This window comes from Mycobacterium sp. E1747, assembly GCF_001667775.1.
Lineage (GTDB): Bacteria > Actinomycetota > Actinomycetes > Mycobacteriales > Mycobacteriaceae > Mycobacterium.
In genome coordinates this window covers 1-694 of sequence record NZ_LZJI01000115.1, presented here as the reverse complement: position 1 = coordinate 694, position 694 = coordinate 1, and the positions used below count along the sequence as shown (strand labels likewise).

The following is a 694-nucleotide window of genomic DNA, read 5'->3' as shown; positions in this document are numbered from 1 at the left end:
CCGACTGAATCCTGATGGCCGCTTCCTTATTGGCCTCTAGATTTTCCGCCCAAATATTGAGAGTCCGCTCGTAGTGCAGCTGCAGCGAGTGCACCCGGGTCAGCTCGAAGCCGGCCGTGACGGCGTACTCCCCGACGGTCTGGGGGGTCGGGAGCCAGCCCCCGGGGAAGATTTCGGTCAGGATGAACTGCGAGAAGTGCACGATCTCGTGGGTCAGCCCCATGCCTCGCGCCCTGGCCTCCTTGAAGGACGGGCGAACGATGGTGTGCAGCAACATGACCCCGTCGGATGGCAGCGCCTCGTAGGCCATCTTGAAGAAGCGGCCGTAGCGCTGGCGGCCGAAGTGCTCGAAGGCGCCGATGGAGACGATGCGGTCGACGGGCTCGTGGAACTTCTCCCAACCCTCCAACAGCACCCGTCGGGTGCGGGGGGTGTCCATCTCGTCGAACGTCTTCTGCACGTGCTCGGCCTGGTTCTCCGACAACGTCAACCCCACGACGTTCACGTCGTACTTCTCGATGGCCCGGCGCATGGTCGCGCCCCAGCCGCAGCCGATGTCCAGCAGCGTCATACCCGGTTCCAGCTTCAGCTTGCCCAGCGCCAGGTCGATCTTGGCGAGCTGCGCCTCTTCGAGCGTCATGTCGTCGCGCTCGAAGTAGGCGCAGCTGTACGTCTGGGTAGGGTCGAGGAACAG

The 694-nt window shown here is 64.1% G+C and carries 1 protein-coding gene; it reads right to left on the bottom strand.

Annotated features, from left to right (window positions below):
- The coding region (locus A5695_RS11760; protein WP_068081465.1) for a cyclopropane mycolic acid synthase family methyltransferase at positions 1 to 694 on the bottom strand (694 nt) is incomplete at both ends.